Annotated in this window: 14 protein-coding genes; 7 read left to right on the top strand and 7 right to left on the bottom strand. The window is 74.0% G+C overall.

The genetic code is table 11. The features are described from left to right. Positions 1-118 precede the first annotated feature (118 nt). Positions 119-754, top strand: coding sequence for a TetR/AcrR family transcriptional regulator (locus tag ABZ497_RS21925; RefSeq protein ID WP_359807632.1), 636 nt, complete (start codon positions 119-121; stop codon positions 752-754). A 20-nt stretch (positions 755-774) separates the two neighbouring features. Here the strand turns inward: ABZ497_RS21925 and ABZ497_RS21920 are convergent, their stop codons facing one another. Next, positions 775-1938 (bottom strand): FAD-dependent monooxygenase, encoded by a 1164-nt coding sequence (locus ABZ497_RS21920; protein WP_359807694.1) that lies wholly within the window; start codon positions 1936-1938, stop codon positions 775-777. Positions 1939-2122: 184 nt separating this feature from the next. After that, positions 2123-3262 carry a hypothetical protein gene (locus ABZ497_RS21915; RefSeq protein WP_359807630.1) on the bottom strand — a complete coding sequence of 380 codons (1140 nt, stop codon included), beginning with the start codon at positions 3260-3262 and terminating at the stop codon, positions 2123-2125. 241 nt (positions 3263-3503) lie between these two features. Between ABZ497_RS21915 and ABZ497_RS21910 the strand changes: the two genes are divergently transcribed. Next, entirely contained in the window at positions 3504-4067 is a 564-nt protein-coding gene (locus ABZ497_RS21910; protein ID WP_329485676.1) for a DinB family protein, read from the top strand. A 79-nt stretch (positions 4068-4146) separates the two neighbouring features. On the opposite strand, the gene ABZ497_RS21905 is transcribed toward ABZ497_RS21910, so the two are convergent. Continuing rightward, positions 4147-4998 carry an SAM-dependent methyltransferase gene (locus tag ABZ497_RS21905; RefSeq protein WP_329485677.1) on the bottom strand — a complete coding sequence of 284 codons (852 nt, stop codon included), beginning with the start codon at positions 4996-4998 and terminating at the stop codon, positions 4147-4149. 580 nt (positions 4999-5578) lie between these two features. Between ABZ497_RS21905 and ABZ497_RS21900 the strand changes: the two genes are divergently transcribed. Beyond that, positions 5579-7684 (top strand): hypothetical protein, encoded by a 2106-nt coding sequence (locus tag ABZ497_RS21900; protein ID WP_359807626.1) that lies wholly within the window; start codon positions 5579-5581, stop codon positions 7682-7684. A gap of 164 nt (positions 7685-7848) precedes the next feature. After that, positions 7849-9942 carry an NPCBM/NEW2 domain-containing protein gene (locus tag ABZ497_RS21895; RefSeq protein ID WP_359807623.1) on the top strand — a complete coding sequence of 698 codons (2094 nt, stop codon included), beginning with the start codon at positions 7849-7851 and terminating at the stop codon, positions 9940-9942. 111 nt (positions 9943-10053) lie between these two features. Here the strand turns inward: ABZ497_RS21895 and ABZ497_RS21890 are convergent, their stop codons facing one another. The 3 genes from ABZ497_RS21890 to ABZ497_RS21880 form a co-directional block, all read right to left on the bottom strand. Continuing rightward, on the bottom strand, positions 10054-11271 hold the full coding sequence (locus ABZ497_RS21890) for a PP2C family protein-serine/threonine phosphatase (RefSeq protein WP_359807622.1): 1218 nt from the start codon (positions 11269-11271) through the stop codon (positions 10054-10056). 131 nt (positions 11272-11402) lie between these two features. Continuing rightward, entirely contained in the window at positions 11403-11882 is a 480-nt protein-coding gene (locus ABZ497_RS21885; RefSeq protein ID WP_329485681.1) for a flavin reductase family protein, read from the bottom strand. 179 nt (positions 11883-12061) lie between these two features. After that, complete coding sequence (locus ABZ497_RS21880) at positions 12062-13633, bottom strand: threonine/serine exporter family protein (protein ID WP_359807619.1); 1572 nt, start codon at positions 13631-13633, stop codon at positions 12062-12064. Between the two features lie 285 nt (positions 13634-13918). Between ABZ497_RS21880 and ABZ497_RS21875 the strand changes: the two genes are divergently transcribed. The 3 genes from ABZ497_RS21875 (at position 13919) to ABZ497_RS21865 (ending at position 16848) form a co-directional block, all read left to right on the top strand. Beyond that, positions 13919-14479, top strand: a complete 561-nt coding sequence (locus tag ABZ497_RS21875) for a DinB family protein (protein ID WP_359807616.1) — start codon at positions 13919-13921, stop codon at positions 14477-14479. Between the two features lie 194 nt (positions 14480-14673). Next, positions 14674-15315 carry a hypothetical protein gene (locus tag ABZ497_RS21870; RefSeq protein WP_359807614.1) on the top strand — a complete coding sequence of 214 codons (642 nt, stop codon included), beginning with the start codon at positions 14674-14676 and terminating at the stop codon, positions 15313-15315. 171 nt (positions 15316-15486) lie between these two features. Continuing rightward, entirely contained in the window at positions 15487-16848 is a 1362-nt protein-coding gene (locus ABZ497_RS21865; protein WP_359807611.1) for an erythromycin esterase family protein, read from the top strand. Positions 16849-16869: 21 nt separating this feature from the next. On the opposite strand, the gene ABZ497_RS21860 is transcribed toward ABZ497_RS21865, so the two are convergent. Further along, complete coding sequence (locus ABZ497_RS21860) at positions 16870-17793, bottom strand: chlorophyllase (RefSeq protein ID WP_359807610.1); 924 nt, start codon at positions 17791-17793, stop codon at positions 16870-16872. Positions 17794-18095 lie beyond the last annotated feature (302 nt).

Raw genomic sequence — 18095 nt, 5'->3', positions numbered from 1 at the left:
ATCAGCCCGCCCCCGGCCCGCTCCCGACCCCGCCTCCCGGCCCGCTCGTGGCCGAAAGGCTGCCGAGCCGGTTTCAAACGGCGTTCGAGAACCCCGGGGTGATCGTTAGACTGCCGGGGTGAAGCTGACCGCAGACCGGATCATCGACGCCGGAATGGCCGTGTTCGCTGAGTCCGGCTACCACGGCCTCTCCATGCGTCGGGTGGCGGAGCGCCTCGACGCGCACGCCGGAAGCCTCTACTACCACGTGCCCAACAAGGCCGCGCTACTGCAGCTGATGGCCGACCGGGTGGCCCGCCAGGCGTACGACGCGGGCACCGCGGCACTCGCCGCGCTGGACGCCTCCAGCGGCTGGCAGGCCCGGGTGACGGCGCAGGCCGTCGCCCTGCGCCGGAGCATCCGGCGGCACCCCGGCGGGGCGATCATGTTCGCCGACGGCCCGAAGACGCTCAGCCCCGGCGCGCTGTCCGTGATGGAACGGCTGCTCGACACCCTCGCGGCGGCGGGCGTCCCGGCGGAGCGGTGCGGCACCGCCGCCGACACCGTGCTCAGCCACGTGACCGGCTACGTCCTCCAGGAGCAGGGCGAACCGCCGGTCGTACCGCCCGACCCGGAGGCCGTCGCCGCCCTGCACCGGCGCTTTCCCCGCACCGTCGCCGCGGCCGCCCACGACCAGGACGGGCAGTTCGCCCGCAGCCTGGAGCTGATCTGCGCCGGTATCGCCACGCTCCTCCCGCCCGCCGCACGGCCCTGACCGCCCGAGGTGACGGGCCCTCAGACGGTGCCGGACGGCGCCGGCAGCGGGACGTCCCAGGCGAGCAGGCGCAGCAGGTCCTCGTCCACCCGCGGCCGGGCGCCGTCCGGACGAGCCTGCGGGGCGGCCGAGGGCGGGCCGGCCGTCAGACGGGCGCTGGCGGCCGTGTTCTGCTCGGTCCTGGGCCTGCGGTGGTGCTCGAAGCGGGCCAGGGCCGCCGCGGCTCCGGGGGTGTCGCGCAGCGCCTTGGCCAGGACGACGGCGTCCTCCAGGGCCATCGAGGCGCCCTGGCCGGTGGCCGGCGAGGCGGCGTGCGCGGCGTCCCCGATCAGGACGGCGCGCCGGGTCCGCCAGCGCGCCCCCGGTGCGACGTGGAGCGCGTTGGTGACCATCAGCCGGTCGCCCGTCCTGGCGACGATCCCCGCGGCCGGGGTCCGGTCCGCGCCCAGCAGCGGCGCCAGCCACTCCCGCCACTGCGCGGGAGTGGTGCCGGCGACCTCCACCGGGGACGCGGCGGGCCCGGGCACCCGGGCGAACCAGCAGGTCTCGCCGCCGGGTGAGACCAGGTACCCGAACGCGGCGCCGCTGCCCCGGACCATGGTGATCCGCTCCGGCCCGGAGGACGGCGCGGCGGCGGTGCTGTACCCGTAGAAGACGCGCTGGCCCGCGTACTCGGCCGCGGGCGCGGCCGGGTCCAGCCAGGCCCGGACGGCGGAGTGCGTGCCGTCCGCGCCCACCAGGAGGTCGCCGGTGGCGCTGGTGCCGTCGGCGAAGTACGCGGTGATGTCGGCGTCGGTCTCGGTGACGGAGGTGAGCCGGGCCCCGTGCCGGACCTCGATGCCGCGCCGTCGCGCCTCGGCCCGCAGCGCCGCGGCCAGCTCGGCGCGGCGCAGGCAGCGGTAGCGGGTCAGCCGGTGGCCGGGCTCGCCCAGCGGGACGGCGGCCAGTTCGGCGCCGCTCGCGTCGAGCACGGTCATGGTGGTGATCGGGAAGCCGAGGGCCGCGACGGCCTCGGCCGCGTCGATCTCGGCGAGGGCGCGCATCCCGTTGGAGGCGAGGGTCAGGAAGGCCCCGATGTCCTCGCCCGTGTCGGGGTGCGCCTCGTGGACGGTGACGTGGAACCCCGCCTTGTGCAGCGCCAGCGCGGCGGCCGTTCCGGCGATGCCGCCACCGATGATCCGCATGGTCGTCAACCGAGCTTCCCCTCCCGTGCTTTCCCGCCGCTCCGGCGGCCGACCCTGACTCGCGGAGGGAGCGGAGCGGCCGCGGGACCATCCTGCCAGTCGCCGGGGCGGGCGGGGGGCAGGAGCACGGGGCCCCGGGGGCGGGCGGCGCACGGACCTCCCGGGCCCGTGCGCCGCGCGGTGGTCAGGCCGGGCGGGTCTGCGCCCAGGTGTGGAGGCGGTGGGCGCTGTCCCCGAGGCGGGTGGCGTACAGCGTGGCGGCCGGGCCGCCGGCCAGGTCCTCGGAGGTGGTGGTGACGCCGACGACCGTACCGGTGCCGGTCCTGGTGTCGAACGTCGCGAAGTGCGGGCCGCCGCTCGCCCCGTGGCCCATGTCGCAGGGCTCGCCCCACAGCAGGGGGGCCGCGGTGCCGGGCCGGGCCGGTCCGGCGCAGTGGATCATGCGGGATCCGGCGTACTTGGCGCCGGGGTCGTTGAGCCGGTCCTTCGGGTAGCCGAAGGTGTGGACGAACTCGCCCTCGACCGGCCGGGTGAACGCGATCCGCTGACTTCCCGTGACGTCCGCGATCCGTCGGCCGTCGGCGGAACGGTGCGCGACCAGCACGCCCGTGTCGTAGCCGGCCACCGCGAGATCGGCCGAGGTCGTGCCGCCCGGGTCGGCGTCCCAACGGGAGGAGGTGGCCGCGCTCCTGATGACGAAGCCGCCGAGCGGCTTCGTCCCGTTGCGGTAGCCGGGCACGAAGTAGAGGTTGTGGTGCCAGGTGTCCGCGGCGGCCGGGGCGCCGACGCCCCGCAGGCAGTGCGCCGCCGTGATGACGGTGCTGCGGTTGGCGCTGTTGACGACCGTTGCCGTACAACTGCCGTCGTAGCCGTCGCTGAAGGTGAAGAAGAGCCGGCCGACGCTCCTGTTCACCGCGCCGCCGTGCGTCCAGACGCCCCCTGGGTCCGGCGTGTCCGCGGGCAGCGGCCGGGGATCGTCGGCCGTGTCGTCGTCCTCGGGCACGGGGGTGATCTCGGGGACCATGGCACCGGCCAGCTTCATCCGCTCCGGTGTCCAGTAGGTGTCGATCCGGCCGCGCTCCTGATCGGTGGTGGCGCCGGCGTGCGCGGTGACGGACTCCTGACCGGCGGGCGCCGCGGCCAGGGCCGTGTTCGGCAGCAGCACGACGGCCGCGACGGTACTCAGCAGGAGGGCTCCCGCGGCGACGAACGTGCGGGGAAAGGCCCGGGGGAGGGTGCGGTGAACGGCCGGCACGGCTCGGGTGCGCGCCCGGCTGTGGGTCCGGCCGTCGGGGCGACTGGTTCGACCATGGGTTATCGACATGTCCGGCACGCTACGGACGGGTCGTCAGACCTCTGTCAGGAAAGGGTTTCATCCCTTCATCGATACCGTCAGGTTCCGGTAAAGGCGTTACGTCCCCGTATCGGTGCGGGCCGCCCCGCGCGCCCCGTGCGCCGCTCCGCGGAACTGGCCCCACTCCGGTGCGGCACTAGGACAGGACCTGACCCAGATGGCTCCTACCTTGGTTCTCGGCAACGGAGAACGAACGACGAAGGCGGACACCATGACCGACACCACCACCACCGCGACCACGCCCGAGCAGCCCGCGGCGGCCGCAGCCGGCGGGGAGCGGGCTGAGCTGCTGGAGGCGCTGGGCAAGCAGCGGCACTTCCTCCGCTTCACCACCCGTGACCTCACCGACGAGCAGGCCGGGCGGCGGACCACCGTCAGCGAGCTCTGCCTGGGCGGTCTGATCAAGCACGTCGCGAGCGTCGAGCGCGCCTGGACGGCCTTCATCCTGGAAGGGCCCTCGGCGATGGGCGACTTCACCACCATGACCGAGGCCGACTGGGAGCGGCGGAACAACGACTTCCGGCTGCTGCCCGGCGAGACGCTGGCCGGTGTGCTGGAGGACTACGCCGAGGCGGCCCGCCGCACGGACGAGCTGGTCGCCGTCCTGCCCGACCTGGACGCCTCGCAGCCGCTGCCGAAGGCTCCCTGGTTCGAGGCCTCCGCGCGCTGGTCGGCGCGCCGCGTCCTGCTGCACCTGATCGCCGAGACCGCGCAGCACGCCGGCCACGCGGACATCCTCCGCGAGGCCCTGGACGGCTCCAAGAGCATGGGCTGACGGGCGCCCCGCCGGGCCCGGAAACGCCGGTGTCCCCCGCGTCTCGACGCGGGGGACACCGTGCGGCCCCGGGAACCGGTCAGCGCTTGACCGCGACTCCGGCGTAGGCGGGGGCCGCCTCCTGCCAGCGCGGCGGGAGCTCCGCCTGCGGCCGCCAGAGCGGCAGTTGGACCAGGCCGGGGTCGACCAGCTCGAAGTCGCCGAAGAACTCCCGGACCTCCTCCTGGGCCCGCAGGACCAGCGGCGAGCTCGCGCGGCTGTAGACCTCGGTGGTCTCGGCGGCCGCCCGGGCGGTCATGAAGTCCTGGGTGCCGTGCGAGAGGATCAGCATGCTGCCCGGCGCCAGCGCGTCCCGCAGCCGGGCCACCGTCTCGGCGGCGCCCTCCTCGTCGCGGACGAAGTGCAGCACCGCCACCAGCATCAGCGCCACCGGCCGGGAGAGGTCGAGCGCCTCCTTCAGGCCCGGATCCCCCAGTATCGCCTCCGGGTCCCGCAGGTCCGCGTGCAGGACGCTGGTGTGACCGGCCGGGTGGTAGGCCAGCAGGGCGCGGGCGTGCGTGAGCACGATCGGGTCGTTGTCGACGTAGACCACCCGGGCATCCGGAGCCACCCGGTGGGCGACCTCCGCGGTACTGCCCACGGCCGGGATCCCGGTACCGATGTCCAGGAACTGGCGGACACCCCGGCCGACGGCGAACTCCACCGCGCGCCCGAGGAACTCACGGTTGATCCGGGCCCCGAGCCGGGCGTCGGGCATCGCCGCGATGACCTTCTCGGCGGCCTCCCGGTCGGCCGGGAAGTTGTCCTTCCCGCCGAGGTAGTAGTCGTACATCCGGGCCGGGTGCGGGGTGCCGGTGTTCAGCTCCGCCGGCGGCTGCCACTCCCCCGCCGCCACCGGCCCCGACCAGCCGGTCATCGCATCGTCCCGCATGAGATCCCCACTCGTCCTGACAGCAAGTCATCTCATCCTAAGCACACCGGGAATCCACCACCCCGCCCCGGCCGCGCGACCGCCCCGGCGGCCCCGGTCGCCCGCACGGTGCTCACGGCCCTGACGCGCGCCCGCGTCAGGGCCGTTCGGCTTGGAGACCGAGAGCCTGTCGACGGTGTGTCGACTCATGGAACGCTCCTTCGTCCCGGCCGGGAACCCCGGTATCGGCGCAGGCGGGAATCGAGGGTGGCGCCGGGCACGCCGGCGTCGAGCGGACGCCTGACAAGTAATCAGAACCAAACGGATTTCAACGTCATGTGAAATGTCACATGACTTGGCATCCTCTCGTCAAGAGCTCCGTCACGCCGAGATCAACCTGTGACTCAACGCGGCGCGCAAGGGGTTCTCCCGCGCCGAGCCCCGCCGAGTGACCGTCACGGACGAGTCTGGGTCAGGCACTTGAGGACGGCCAGCACGTGTGCTTCTCTTTGCTGCGTTGCTTTCTGTTGAGACTTTCGAACAGAAACGAACGGCAGCGGGCTGCCGATCCCCCACCCCCCTCGCGCACCCTGGAGCGCCCATGCGGATACCCGTGCCCCGAGCCGTGCCCCGAGCACTGAGCCGTGCACTGCCCCGTGCCCTCGTCGCACTGTCCCTCGCGGCGACCGGGCTCGGCACCGTCGTCCTCGGGACGGCCGCCCCCGCGGCGGCCCTGGACAACGGACTCGCCCTCACCCCGCCGATGGGCTGGAACTCCTGGAACACCCTGGGCACCGGAGTGACCCAGGAGGAGGTCCTCCAGACCATCGACTTCATGGCCGCCAACGGGCTGGTCCAGGCCGGCTACGACACCGTCACCATCGACGACGGCTGGTCGCTCGGCCACCGCGACGGCCAGACCACCGACCTGGTGAAGACCGCCTACGGCGCGATGCAGCTCTACGACGCCAACCGCAACCCCACCAGCGGGACGGACGGCACCGGATTCGACCTGACCACCGGCCACCTCGTCCCCGATCCGGCCCGCTACCCCGCGCACACCGTCAACGGGCAGACCCTGAACGGGATCCAGTACCTGTCCTGGTACGCCCACAGCAAGGGCATGAAGTTCGGCCTCTATGCCACGGACACCTACACGACCTGCCAGGGCCGGCCCGGCAGCCTGGGGCACGAGTCCACCGACGCCACCGACTTCGTCGCCTGGGGCGTGGACTTCGTCAAGTACGACGACTGCCCCTACGGACCGCAGATCATCGGGCCCGACGGCCACAACTACTGGACCCAGGGCGAGGGGAGGGAGCTGACCCGGTCCATCTACGCCCGGGTGCGCGACTTCCAGCAGGCGCTCGACGCCGCCTCCCGGGCCCAGGGCCGCCCGCGGGTGGCCCTCAGCGTCTCCGCGCAGCCGGTGCACAGCGGGGTCCCCTACCTGCTCGCCGGCGACGACCCGGCCCGCACCGACCCGGTGGTGGTCGCGGCCGGCACCCCCGCCTTCGAGGCCCCCGGCTACGCCCCGACCGGGGTCTGGTGCGGACAGGTGGCCAACCTCTGCCGGATCGGCGGCGACCGCGGTCCGGACCTGGAGGGCGTGCTCTACAACGGCCAGCTGCAGACCGCCCTGAAGTACCCGGGCAACGTGCGGCCGGGCAGCTGGAACGACCTGGACATGATGTTCGCCGGCTGGCAGAACCCGTACGGCGTGTACGGCGTCACCGACACCTGCCCCTGCCACAAGCCGATGTCCGTGACCGAGTCGCGCAGCGAGATGTCGATCCTCGCCATGCTGGCCTCTCCGCTCATCTCCGGCGCGGACCTGCGCACCGCCGCGGACTCCCGGCACACCCGGGACGGCCTCACCTGGTCCACCGGCATCACCGCCGAGCAGCTCGCCGTCTACAAGAACGCCGATGTCATCGCGATCGACCAGGACCGGCTGACCAGGCCCGCCACCCTGGTCGGCGCCCCGCCCGCCGGCAGCACCGCCCCGATCGTCCTCAAGCGGCAGCTCGCCGACGGCGACACCGCCGTCCTGCTCGTCAACCAGGACCCGGCGGGCTACCGGAACGTCTCCACCACGCTCGCCGAACTCGGCCTGACCGGCCCCGGCTACTCGGCCAAGGACCTCTGGACCGGCGCCACCGGCAACGTGACCGGCGCGCTCGGCGCCCAGGTCGAGCCGCACGGCGTCGTCCTGTACCGCCTCAAGCCGCTGCCGGGCACCGGGCCGGCCGCGGTCATCGGCGACGGCCGCTACCACGGCATCAGCGCCGGCGGCACCGGCGGCCAGGCCCTGGAGGTCCAGGGCACCTGCAGCGCCCCCGACGGCTCCCCCACCGACATCAACACCTGGTGGAGCTGGCACACCTCCGAGCAGTGGAACTTCGCGCCGAACCCGGACGGCACGGTGCGCATCACCGACAACTGCTACACCGACACGCAGCGCCACGGCACGCTGACCGGCGCCGCCGTCGCCGGTCAGCCCGCCCGGGTCCGGAACGCCTGGGATCCGGCCGACCCGGCCCAGAAGTGGCGCGTCGTCCAGAGCACCACGACCGGCGCGCTGACCATCACCAACGTCGCCACCGGTCTCGTCCTCTCCGCGCCGCAGACCGCCGCGACCTCCCCGGTCGTGACCGGCCCGCCCGACGGATCGTTGGTCGGGCAGTCCTGGAGCCTGCTCTCCTGACGCGCCGTCCGCCGGAAACTCCCCTGTCTCCCGGCTCCGGCGCAGCGCCGGAGCCGGGGCCCCGTCCCACCCGACACCCCTTCTCTGGAGGACCTTTGCGCTCCCCCGGCACCGCACCACCGCGCCGCGCCGCACGGTCGCGTCGCACGGAACTGCCGCGCCGCATGGCCTCGGCGCTGACCGCCCTGACCCTGTTCACCGGTGGCGGCGCCCTCGCCGTCGGCCTCGAACTCGCGACCGCACCACCGGCGCTGGCGCTGGACAACGGCCTCAATCTGACGCCGCAGATGGGCTTCAACAACTGGAACTCCACGCACTGCGGCGCCCAGTTCGACGAAGCCATGATCAAGGGCATCGCCGACCTCTTCGTCAGCAAGGGCCTGAAGGCGGCCGGCTACCAGTACGTCAACCTCGACGACTGCTGGGCGCAGCCGCAGCGCGACGGCGCGGGCGACCTCGTCCCCGACCCGGTCCGCTTCCCGCACGGCATCAAGGCGCTCGCCGACTACGTCCACGCCAAGGGGCTCAAGTTCGGCCTCTACTCCAGCGCGGGCGACCACACCTGCGACGTCAACGGCTTCCCCGGCGGGCTCGGCCACGAGCAGCAGGACGCCCGGCTCTGGGCCTCCTGGGGAGTGGACTACCTCAAGTACGACAACTGCCACAACCAGGGCGTCGACGCCCGGACCCGCTACCGGGCGATGGGGGACGCGCTGAAGGCGACCGGCCGCCCGATCCTCTACAGCATCTGCGAGTGGGGCAGCACCGGCCCGTGGGAGTGGGCCCCGCCGGTCGGCAACTCCTGGCGCACCACCGGCGACATCGACGACACCTGGGACAGCATGATCTCCATCGCCCAGGCCAACCAGGGCCTGGCCGACTACGCCAAGCCCGGGGCCTTCAACGACCCCGACATGCTGGAGGTCGGCAACGGCGGCATGACCGCGACGGAGTACCGCACCCACTTCAGCCTCTGGGCCGAGATGGCCGCGCCCCTGATGATCGGCACCGATCTGCGCACCGCCGCCCCCGAGACCCTGGCCATACTGACCAACACCGATGTGATCGCGGTCGACCAGGACCCGCTCGGCCGGCAGGGCTCGGTGGTCTCCAGCGAGAACGGTCTGGTGGTGATGTCCAAGCCCCTGGCGGACGGCGGCCGGGCGGTCACCCTGACCAACGAGGGCTCCTACGACGCCACCATCACCGTGACCGCACGGACCCTCGGCATCGCCGGGGCGAACTCCTACAAGGTCAAGGACCTCTGGTCGAAGAAGTCCAGCACCGGCGACGGGACCGTCAGCGCCGTCGTGCCGGGGCACGGAACCGCGATGTTCCGGGTCACCCCGGGCTCGCCCGTCCCCCCGCCCACCGGGGTCACCCAGCTGAGCGACCTCCCGTTCGGCACCGCCACCAACCAGTGGGGACCGGTCGAGCGGGACCGCAGCAACGGCGACATCCAGCCCGCTGACGGCCACACCCTCACCATCCGCGGCGCCGCGTACGCCAAGGGCCTGGGGGTGCACGCGCCCAGCGAGGTCGGCGTCCACCTCGGGGGTGCCTGCCGGAACCTGGTCACCGACGTCGGGATCGACGACGAGACCTACGGCAACGGCTCGGTCAGGTTCCAGATCTTCAGGGACGCCGCCCTGGCCGCCGACAGCGGGCCGATGACCGGCAAGGACCCCGCCAGGCACCTCACCGCCGACCTCACCGGCGCCACCACCGTCCGTCTGGTGGTCACCGACGCCGGCGACGGCACCAGCTACGACCACGCCGACTGGGCGGGCCCGCGGCTCGCCTGCGGCAGCGGCCCGGCCGCCGGTGCCCACCAGCTCTCCGACCTCGCCTGGGCCTCCGCCGGCAACAGCTGGGGCCCGGTCGAGAAGGACATGAGCAACGGCGAGAACCAGGCCCGGGACGGACGGACCATCACCATCGCGGGCACCACGTACGCCAAGGGCCTGGGCGTCAACGCGCTCAGCCAGGTGGTCTACTTCCTCGGCGGCTCCTGCACCTCGCTCGCCACCGACGTGGGGGTGGACACCGAGGCGAACGGCCGCGCGAGCGTCTCGTTCGAGATCTACAAGGACGCCGTCAAGGTCGCCGACAGCGGCCTGATGACCGTGACGTCGGCCCCCAGGCACCTCACCGCCGACCTGACGGGCGCCGAGGAACTGCGGCTCGTGGTCACCGACGGCGGCGACGGCACCATCAGCGACCACGCCGACTGGGCGGGCCCCGTCCTCAGCTGCTGACCACCCGCACGGCTCGAAGGCGCGGCGCCGGACCTGGTCCGGCGCCGCGCCCGGGCCGTTCCCCCGCCGGGAGCACCGGCCGACCCCGTGCCGGGAGCGCCGGGGCGGGCGTCACGGGAGCCGGTCGGGGTCGGAGGCCGGCAGGTCGGACGGCTGCCACTCGATCATCATGATGGTGGCGTCGTCGGTCAGCGTGCTGTCCTGGTTCTCCAGGAGGGCGTGGATGAGACGGCGCAGCGCCTCGGGGGCCGCCTCGCCGGCCGCGGTGGCGCGGATGACGAAGTCGGCGAAGCGCTCCAGCCCGAACATCTCGTGGTTGGTGCCCTTGGCCTCGACGACGCCGTCGGTGTAGAGGAGGATCCGGTCGCCCGGCCGGAGCGAGAAGGTGTGCACGGCGCGCGGACCGCCCGACAGACCGGACAGCCCCAGCGGCGGCTCGGCGGTACGGGTCAGGGCGTCCGCGACGACCTCGTGGCCCCGGATCAGCAGCGGGGGCGGGTGGCCGCAGTTGGACCAGTGCAGGGTGCCGGTGGCGAGGTCGAGCCGGGCGAAGATACCGGTGGCGAAGCGGTCCGGGAACCAGCGCCGCAGGGCGTCGTCGATGGTGTCCACGAGGTCCGGGAGGTCGGCGCCGTTGCGACGGGCGTTGCGGCAGGCCGCCAGGGCGACCGCGGCGGTCAGACCGGAGGCGAGGTCGTGCCCCATCGCGTCCAGCACGGCGGCGTGCAGGACGCCGGCGGCCAGCGAGTGGTCGAAGGCGTCACCGCCGAGATCGTAGGCGGGCTCCAGGACGGCGGTCGAGATGACCTGGCCGTTGCAGACGGTCCGCAGGGGGAGGAAGGCCCGCAGCATCTCGGCCGGCAGGCTCATCGTCTCCACCCGCGTCCCCCGGGCGTAGCTGTCGCTGGTGTCGCGCTTCGAGGTGATCACCATCGCCAGCATCGCGGCGAGCAGCCGGCAGCGGCGCACCGCGGCGTTGTCGAGCGCGGCGGTCCGCACGCCCAGGACGCCGAGCCGCTCGGCGCCGTCGACCAGCGGGAACCAGGCGAGCAGCTTGCCGTCGTCGCTCTCCGCCACCCGCAGCCCCCCGGTGCGGTACGTCCAGCCGGCCAGCGTGCCCTCGATCGGGAGGGCGGCACCGCCGCCGAGGGCGAACAGGTGGTTCTGCTGGATGTCGGCCAGGTACACGGTGCTCACGCCGATGCCGAGGGTCTGGGCGTACTGCTGGGCCAGCACCGGGACGTCGGCCGGGTCGAGCGTGCGTCGCGTGGTGAGGAACTGTTCCATCAGCTGCTCACCCAGGTTGAGCGGCAGGGTCTCGTCGGTCATCGCTCCAGCCGAGCCGGGCCGGACCGCGCCGTCCAGCCGACGCGGAGGGAACCGGGCCGGAGTCACCCGCACGTGGGCCGCGCGGTCGGCCGGACGGTGGACCGGGACCGTCCCCGGCACGCCGGGGGCGGTCAGGCGGGGTGCCCCGCGTCGATGTCGGTGACGTCGCGGAAGGTGAGCGGCGCTCGGTCCGCGGTGGTCCGGGTGTCGACGGGGTCGAGGAGGAAGCCGGTGTGGTCGCCGCCGTCGGTCCGGGCGTGGACGCGGCCGGCGAAGTGGGCCGCCGCGTCCGCCAGGACGGGCGCCCCGCCCGGTCCCGGCGTCCAGCGGACGTCCGCGAACTTGTCGGTGTCGTCGCCGGTGCGCCCGCCGAACAGCTCGGCGAGGTCGTGGCGGTGCCGGGGCAACAGGTGGACCACCAGGAACTCCGCGCGCGACGCGACGGCGTGGGTGTGGTTCGCCTTGGAGATCCACACCGCGAAGCGCACCGGCCGGATCGAGCACTGACCGGCGAAGCCGACCAGGCACCCGGCGCGCTCCCGGCCGGCGGCCGCGGTGACGACGTACACCGGGTAGTCCAGTAGGGCGGCGAAGGCGTCGAAGTCGGGCATGGGTGTCGCTCCTTCCGTGCGGAGGCCGCGGTGGCGGCGGTGGGGTGCGTCCGGTCCTTCGCTGCCCGCTCCCGCGGCCGCCATTCCCGGGCGGCCGTTCGTCGGGCCCTCGCACGCGCGCCCCCGGCCGAAACCTACGTCGGTCGGTCCGGCGGCGCCCGCCGGGAGGACGGCGCCCCTCAGCGGCGGTGGCGGCCGGTGGGGCGCCAGGAGGTGAACGCCGGCCGCGAGGCCGGGAGGAAGAGGCGGGCCACCTCTCCCCCGAGGTTGACGCCGATGGCCAGGGCCATCGCGGTGGCGCACGCCCGGCCGACCCAGCTGCACCCGGCCTCGGGCCGGCCCTGGACGAAGGCGAGCATGCCGAAGTACAGCACCGAGCCGGGCATCAGCGGCCCGAGCGCCGCCGTGACGTGCGGCAGCGCGGACATCGCCCGGTAGCGGGCCATCAGCTGGCCGAACAGGCCGACCAGCCCGGCGGCGAGCCCGGTGGCCACGATCGGCTCGACGCGGGCACCGGCCAGGACGGCGTAGGTGGTCCAGCCGACGGCGCTGTTGAGGACGACCGGGGCCAGGGTCGCCCGGTCGGTGCGCAGCAGGACGGCGAAGGTCAGTGCCAGCAGCATCGCGGCCGCGAGTTGGAGCGGCGGGTTCACCGTGCTGCCCGGCGCCCCGTCGGGGGTCAGGTCGGCGTCGTTGCTGACGCCCAGGTACAGCACCGTCATGACGCCGATCACGATGCCGGCCATCAGGTACAGCACTTCGAGCAGCCGGGCGGCCGCGGTGAGGTAGAAGCCGGTCAGGCCGTCCTGGGCCGCGGCCACCAGCGGGCGGCCCGGCAGCAGGGCGAACAGCCCGCCGGTGATGACCACGGAGCCGCGCAGGTGGAGCCCGTTCAGCGAGAGCAGGCTGCCGATCGTCGCGGCCGGTGTCGCGGCGGCCACGAAGCCGTAGAACTCGGGCAGGTCGTGGCGGGCGACCAGGGCGGCCAGCCGGTCACCGGTCAGGGCGGCGACGAAGGCGGTCCCGAAGACCAGCCAGGCCCGGCCGTCGGCCCGGCCGCCGACCAGCAGGGTCGCGGAGCCGGCCAGCAGCCCGGAGGCGAGGACGAGGAGCCAGCCCGGGTACGGGGGCCGGCGGCCGAGCAGGACGGTCAGCCGGTGCCGGGCCTCCTCGGCCGCCACCTCGCCCGCCGTGATGGCGGTGACCAGGCGGAAGACGGCGGCGAGCCGGGTGTAGTCGCTGGCCGGACGGCGGACCGCCCGTTCGGCCGTCAGCGGCGCGACGTCCGGCGTCGGCTGGTAGGAGATCGCCACCAGGGTGTAGGTCACCTGCGGCTCGCAGGGGTAGACGCGGTAGGCGTGGGCGACGCCCAGCATCGCGCCCTCCACGTCCTCCGCGGACTCGCCGCTGGCGAGCAGCGCCTCGCCCACCCGCAGGGCGAGGTCCAGGACGCCCGACGCCTCCGCCGGGCCGGGCCGCTGCCGCGGTTCTCCGCCGGCCGCGAGCGGGCGTTCGGCCATCGGCATGCGCACCAGTGGCCGCATCCGGTCCGGCCAGGGCGTGTCGCCGCGACCGGCCCGCCCCGGGACGCTCTCCCCGTCGGCGGGCGGCCGGGGGGCGACCAGCCCGCCGCGGGCGTCCTCGGGCCCGGGGCCGCCCGGCGCCGCGGGGTGCGGGGCGGGGGTCGCGCCCGGCTCCGGCCCGGGGTCGCCGGCGTCGGGCCGCCGGCCCGGGTGACCTTGCTCCGACACCGCCGCTCCTCATCGTCGTGCCGCGCACCGGGGCGGTCACCTGCGGCGGGGTGGCCGCTCGGCGGCGGTGCGGGACCATCACGATCCACTACGGATGGTCATGATCGTGCTACCCAACGTGACCTGCGGGGGAACGCCCAGGGCGGCGCGCGGGCCGCTGCCCGGCGTCCGGCCGGTTCCGTACGCTCGGCCGACCGGGTGGCCCCGCCGCCTGCGGAGCGCGGCCGGCCCGCCGTCGAGAAATCCGCTGGCGGGCCCAGACCCGCAATGGCGATCATCGGCGGTATGAACGATCAACCCGTGCGATGGACCCAGGCGACCGTCTACCCCGACATGTGGGTCGATCCGGACAACGACCCGCGCAACGGCGACGGACCCGCTCCGGACGGCGAACTCGCGACGCTGATGGGCTACCTGACGGACTACCGTGCGACCCTGCTGATGAAGTGCGAGGGCCTGGAGCCGGAGCAGCTCGCCCGCCGGTCGGTCCCGCCGTCGACGATGTCGCTGCTCGGCCTGGTCCGCCACCTCGCCGAGGTCGAACGGGACTGGCGGAACTGGCTGGACGACGCCGAGCCGCTGCCCAAGCTGTACGGCAGGCGTGACGCGGACTTCGACGACGTGGTCGGCGAACGGTCCGCCGTCGACGCCGCGTACGCCGACCTGGCGCGTGAGCAGGCGGCGACCGACGCCGCGCTGGCCGGACACACCGACCTCGGCGCGCGCCTGGAGAAGGACGGGATCGCCGTCCGGGAGCTGCTGGTGCACCGGATCGAGGAGTACGCCCGGCACTGCGGGCACGCCGACCTGCTGCGCGAGTGCGTCGACGGCCGGGTGGGCCAGTAGTGCCCCCTCCCACCGGAGCCCGGCCGAGGCCCGTACCGGGCGCGTTCACGGCAGTCCGCGGCCCGGTCGGGCCGGCCGGGCGGATCCGCGGGTGAGACCGTCGGCCGGTCACCACCCCGGGCCCCCCGGGCCGGTCGGGCAGCCGGCCCACCCCGAGCCGGTCGGCTGTCGGTGCGGGGTGCGAGAGTCGGCCCATGGACACCGTCACCACGCCCCACGACTGGGCGCACTGCGCCGCTCTCTTCGAACAGCGGCAGCTCCCCGCCTCCTCCTACCGCAACCTCTACGAGGAGGACTACGACGTCCACCCCGGCCCCCTGACGGTCGCCGGTGACCTGGACCTGGACGCGATGGAACCGGACGGCAGCGGCCTCGTCGTCGACGGCGATCTGGACGTCGCCGGCGCCGTCCTCAACCTGGACGACGGCTGCCCGGCGCTGATCGTCCTGGGCGACCTGCGGGCCGCGGCCGTCTACCTGGAGGGCGATGCCAGACTGCTGGTCCGCGGGAGCGTCCGGGTCGGCGCCTTCGTCGGGAACATGACGGACAAGCTGGTGATGATCCACGGCGACCTGTGCGCGGACGTGACGGTGCTGTCCGCCGAGTTCGCCCCGGACCTCGTCGGTGGGGCGCTGCGCGGCCCGGTGATCGCGCCCCCGTACCTCGACGGCTACGCCCAGGACATCGACCCGGACACCGTCCTGGTCCCCGAGGTCCTCCGCACGGAGGCGGACGACGACCCGGACGAGTACCGCGGCTTCGACGCCCCGAAGGTCCACGGCGGCCGGCTGCTGCGCCGCATCGAGGAGGGCCTCCCGATCACCCTGCCCCGGTGAACCCGGCGGGGGTGCGGCCGGGCCGTCCGGGCAACCTGGGCTGCCCCTTTGTCGCTCGCCCCGCGGGGGTAAACCCCCGCATCAATCGGAGGCCATCCGCAGCGCGCCGCCATGGAATCGCAGGCGATGATCGATCCCACGACACAGTCAGCGAGTTGAGGGGTCGAAGACATGGCACGGCATCACCAGCACATCGGTCGGCGGGGGCTGCTGGCCGCGGCGGCCGTCGCGATCGGAGCGGTCCTCGCTCCGGTCGCGGCCCAGGCGGCGCCGGCGGCACCGCCCGTCGAAGCGGCCGGGACGAGCGGCGTGGTCCGCGCGCTGGACCGGGCGGCCCACCCGCTGCGCTCGACCGAACCGGGCCGCGGCACGGCCGACCTGCGCGCCCTAAGTGCGATGGTCGGCGACGCGAAGGTGGTCGGGCTCGGCGAGGCCACCCACGGCTCCCACGAGTTCTTCGCCATGAAGGAGCGGGTCTTCCGCCACCTCGTCGAGGAGAAGGGCTTCACCACCTTCGCCCTGGAACTCAGTTGGTCCGCCGGACTCCGGATCGACGACTACCTGCAGACCGGCCGCGGCGGCGACGCCCGCAGCGTCGCCAAGGCAGCCCTGGCCGACTCCCCCTGGGACCGCGAGGAGTTCGTCAGCCTCATCGAGTGGATGCGCGACTACAACCGCCACCACCCGGACCGCACCGTCCACTTCATGGGCGACGACATCGGCGCGCCCTCGCTCGACGACGCGTTCTTCGCCCGGATCACCGACTACGTGCGGCGGACCGACCCGCAGGCCCTCGCCCGGCTCGACGCGCTCTACACCGGACTGCGCCCGATCGACGACGCCTTCGCCTACCTGGGCAGGCCGCTCGCCGAACGCCGGCAACTCGCCGCGCAGGCCCGGCAGGCCCTCGACCTGGTCGGCGGTCTGCGGGGCAACGACCCGGAGGCCGCCGCCTGGGCCGAGCAGAACGCCCGCTCCGTCGCCCAGACCGCCACCTTCCTCTCCCTCGACCCCGGGGACGCCACGACACTGCCCGAGTTCGAACGCTTCCGGGACGAGGTGATGGCGCAGAACGTCACCTGGTGGCAGCGGCGCACCGGCGGGAAGGTGCTGCTCTCCGCCCACAACGACCACGTCGGCCGCCTCTCCGGCGACCCGGCGCTGTACCCCAGGACGCAGGGCGCCTACCTGAACGACACGATGGGCCGCGACTACCTGCCGATCGGCTTCACCTTCTACCAGGGATCGCTCCTCTCCAAGGACGCCGCCCTGGGCGGCCCCTGGAAGAAGTTCACCGAGGGGCCGCCCACCTCGGACCTGAGCGAGTACACCCTCGACCAGGTCCGCCATCGGGACTTCTACCTGGACGTCCGCACCGCCCCGGCCGCCGCCAGGGCCTGGCTGAGCGTCACCCGGCCCGTCCGCACCTACGGCACGCAGTACCCGTACCCGCCCGGGCACGTCGCGCTCGGCACGTCCTTCGACGTCCTGGTCCACCTCCACGACGTCCGGGAGGCCGACCGGACGCCGTAGCGCCGGGGCGGGCCGGGCTCGCTACTTGCTCCGGACGCTGCCCAGAGGCTCGGGGTCCGCCCCGAGGGCGGTGAGCGCCGCCTGCCAGTCGGCGTCCTCGGCCTGGAGGGTGCTGCGGAGGAAGGCCGTGGTGAGCCGCCGGATCAGGGCGACCCGCGCGGGGCTCTCGTCGGTCGTCTCGGCGACCTCGTACCCGACGATTCCACCGAGCGAGTGCTCCGCGCCGAACAGGGTGAGCAGGCTCTTGCGGCCCGGGCTGTAGGTGTAGGGGTCGGTGAACCAGTCCGGGCCGCGGGTGGACAGGTGGGACTGGTCGCGGTCCCCGGCGACCACGAGGGCCGGTGTGGTCATGGCGTCGAAGGACGGCTTCAGGAAGGGCAGGTGCTCGGCGGCGAACGGGGTCAGGTCGTCGCCCAGACCGGCCGCCGCCAGCAGGACGCCCGCCTTCACCCGGGGATCGGCCATGGACTCGCCGGGAACGCCGTCGGCGTCCAGGACGCGTGCGCCGAGCAGCGCGCTCGCCGTCTGGGCGCCCCAGGAGTGGCCGGCCACGGCGACGCGGCCGTGGTCGACGCGCCCGCCGAGGCCCGGCACGGCGGCTTCCAGGACGTCGAGCCCGTCCAGCACGCGCGTGAGGTCCTCGATGCGCAGGCGCCAGATCCGCGGGGTGCGCGGGTCGTCGGCCGGGATGCCGAGGGTGCGGGAGTCCAGGTGGGTGGGCTGCAGGACGACGAAGCCGTGGGCGGCCCAGTAGTCCGCGAGCGGGGCGTAGCCGTCCATCGACCAGCCGAAGCCGTGCGAGAGGAGGACCACCGGCAGGCCACGTCCGGTCGCCGGGGCGGACACCCGGACCTGGAGGTCCTCACCGCGGCCCGGGGCGGGCAGGACGACCGGCTTGGCGGAGAGCACCGTGGCGGGTGCGTCGGTGCTGGGGGGAACTGACATGGAGGTGGCTTCCGTTCGGGTTCGCTGCGCAGGTGGCTTCGGTGGGCCCGGCGGCGGCTGGCGCCGCCGGGCCGGGAATCGGCGATCGTGGGCGTTCCGCCGTCCGGTGGAGACGGGACAGCCGGTGGACGGCATGGCCGATGGCCCCGTGTTCTGCCATCATGGGCGAAACGGAACCTCGCTCCGCAAACGATACGGAACGGCGTTCCGCTTTACAAGCGTCGGCCATCGATCGTCATTCGTCGATCGTCATTCGTCGACCGGGTCCGCCACGGTCCCGGTCGGTCATGGGAGGAGGGCCG

This window comes from Kitasatospora sp. NPDC005751, from assembly GCF_040630835.1.
Lineage (GTDB): Bacteria > Actinomycetota > Actinomycetes > Streptomycetales > Streptomycetaceae > Kitasatospora.
This window is presented reverse-complemented; position numbering and strand designations above follow the sequence as displayed.

What these genes read in the sequence shown, in the direction of transcription:
- ABZ497_RS21860 (WP_359807610.1), bottom strand. Translation starts at nt 17,793, where the DNA reads ATGTCAGTTCCCCCCAGCACCGACGCACCCGCCACGGTGCTCTCCGCC.
- ABZ497_RS21895 (WP_359807623.1), top strand. Translation starts at nt 7,849, where the DNA reads ATGGCCTCGGCGCTGACCGCCCTGACCCTGTTCACCGGTGGCGGCGCC.
- ABZ497_RS21920 (WP_359807694.1), bottom strand. Translation starts at nt 1,938, where the DNA reads ATGCGGATCATCGGTGGCGGCATCGCCGGAACGGCCGCCGCGCTGGCG.
- ABZ497_RS21870 (WP_359807614.1), top strand. Translation starts at nt 14,674, where the DNA reads ATGGACACCGTCACCACGCCCCACGACTGGGCGCACTGCGCCGCTCTC.
- ABZ497_RS21905 (WP_329485677.1), bottom strand. Translation starts at nt 4,998, where the DNA reads ATGCGGGACGATGCGATGACCGGCTGGTCGGGGCCGGTGGCGGCGGGG.
- ABZ497_RS21900 (WP_359807626.1), top strand. Translation starts at nt 5,579, where the DNA reads ATGCGGATACCCGTGCCCCGAGCCGTGCCCCGAGCACTGAGCCGTGCA.
- ABZ497_RS21875 (WP_359807616.1), top strand. Translation starts at nt 13,919, where the DNA reads ATGAACGATCAACCCGTGCGATGGACCCAGGCGACCGTCTACCCCGAC.
- ABZ497_RS21865 (WP_359807611.1), top strand. Translation starts at nt 15,487, where the DNA reads ATGGCACGGCATCACCAGCACATCGGTCGGCGGGGGCTGCTGGCCGCG.
- ABZ497_RS21885 (WP_329485681.1), bottom strand. Translation starts at nt 11,882, where the DNA reads ATGCCCGACTTCGACGCCTTCGCCGCCCTACTGGACTACCCGGTGTAC.
- ABZ497_RS21910 (WP_329485676.1), top strand. Translation starts at nt 3,504, where the DNA reads ATGACCGACACCACCACCACCGCGACCACGCCCGAGCAGCCCGCGGCG.
- ABZ497_RS21915 (WP_359807630.1), bottom strand. Translation starts at nt 3,262, where the DNA reads ATGTCGATAACCCATGGTCGAACCAGTCGCCCCGACGGCCGGACCCAC.
- ABZ497_RS21890 (WP_359807622.1), bottom strand. Translation starts at nt 11,271, where the DNA reads ATGACCGACGAGACCCTGCCGCTCAACCTGGGTGAGCAGCTGATGGAA.